1 protein-coding gene and 1 pseudogene are annotated in these 1,556 nt (G+C 63.9%); one reads left to right on the top strand and one right to left on the bottom strand.

Annotated elements, in window-relative coordinates:
- Positions 1-515: 515 nt before the first annotated feature.
- Positions 516-1,154, top strand: coding sequence for a hypothetical protein (locus tag KTN05_RS17520; RefSeq protein WP_217330650.1), 639 nt, complete (start codon positions 516-518; stop codon positions 1,152-1,154).
- Here KTN05_RS17520 and KTN05_RS17515 read toward each other — a convergent pair.
- Positions 1,132-1,517: pseudogene (locus KTN05_RS17515) on the bottom strand (transposase); the annotation flags it as partial. The gene KTN05_RS17520 and the pseudogene KTN05_RS17515 overlap by 23 nt on opposite strands.
- Positions 1,518-1,556: the final 39 nt, after the last annotated feature.

Below are 1,556 nucleotides of genomic sequence, written 5' to 3'. Positions count from 1 at the left end.
AATCCCGGCATCAGGCTGCCCGCTGTAGCAATCTGATCAAGCTCGGACCTCTCCGAGGGCCGGCGCTCCTACACCACGCCAAGGGGCATGACCCATCTCGTGGGTCTGTGAACCGGATAGGCGCGGACCAGGATCATGGGGTCTAGGACGGCAAATCCAGTTCTGTCAGCGAGTTTGACATTGTCCAGAACGAGTCGCGGGCGCGGGCTATTGGGGCGGTGCCCTCTGGCTCAGTCAGGAATTGACACGCAGTAAAGTTGATTTTCTAACTGTTGAAATCGTCAGATGCAGGCAGTCTGCGGCTGCAACTCTTCCCTGCGTGCCCGGGCCGTCCGAAGCCCGGACCGGGAGCGGGACGCTCAACTCGTCGCGGAGGTGAACAAGTTCTTCGACCGGGCTGGACGGGTCCCAGACCCGACCTCCCGAGACCACGACGAGATGCGCCTTGGGGTGATCTGGAGCAGGCTGGCTGCTAAAGGTGGCGCTCCGGATCTCGCCGACATGGACACGGCCTGTTGTCGGGCAAGGGCTATGCCTTGGAGCGCGAGCCGGTCGAACCGGACTGGCGCGAAGAGCGGGTCGACGATGAGGTGCCCACCTCGCTTGACGACATCTTCGACGACGATGAGCTCGAAGTGTCGGATGCACTGACCACCCTCCGCAACGTCACTGTTGCCGAGGACCGGTTGGTCCCAGACCATCGGGCGGAGTTCTACCCGTGTCACGACTTCGACCGGTTCCGGGAGATGTTCGAGAAGACCCAGTCCGACCTGGAAGCGGGTGAACGGGAGGTGCGCCCGATCAGCCACAACGAGGAAATCCGTGTCGATGAGGGGTCTCTCTTCATCCGCAAGGGCTTGCTGACCTACGTGGCCGAGAAGGCCGAGATGACCGCGCGGGCCGGGAAGCGGGATCACCGGCTGCGGATCATTTTCTCGAACGGGACCGAAAGCGACCCACTGCTTTCCTCTTTCCGCAAGGCGCTGGCCGACGACCCGACTGCGCGCGCGATCCACCGGCATGGATTGGGTGCGATGGACCCGGAGTGGGAAGCGGACCGGATCGACCTGACCGGGACCGTCTACGTGGTGCGCAGCAAATCCAGTGAGCCTCAGATTGCCCAAGTCCGCAATATCCTGCTGAAGATCGGCTGATCCCGAGGGCCTTGGCCTGCCGGCTGACGCTCAGGCCATGGTCGCGGTCGATCATCGTCCTGCGCTCGGCAGCAGACCCGCCTTGCCGAGCGCGCCGGACAAAAAATCGTTCTCCAGCGTCAACTCGCCGATCTTCGCATGCAGCATCTTCACGTCAACTGCCGGTGCCGGATCGACCGCGGCCGCCGCCCCGAACACGCCGGAGGCGCCTTCCAGAAGCTGCGTGCGCCATTGCGTGATCTGGTTCGGGTGCACGTCGAACTGCTCGGCCAGTTCGGCCAGCGTCCTCTCGCCCCTGATGGCGGCCAGCGCCACCTTCGCCTTGAAAGCCGGGCTGTGGTTCCGGCGCGGTCGTCTGCTCATGGTCTCTCCTCGCTCCTCGGCATCATGCCGATGTCGCGC

This window comes from Paracoccus sp. Z118, assembly GCF_019061185.1.
In the GTDB taxonomy this organism is placed as follows: domain Bacteria; phylum Pseudomonadota; class Alphaproteobacteria; order Rhodobacterales; family Rhodobacteraceae; genus Paracoccus.
The sequence above is the reverse complement of the archived record's forward strand: the minus strand, read 5'-3'. Positions and strand labels throughout refer to the sequence as shown.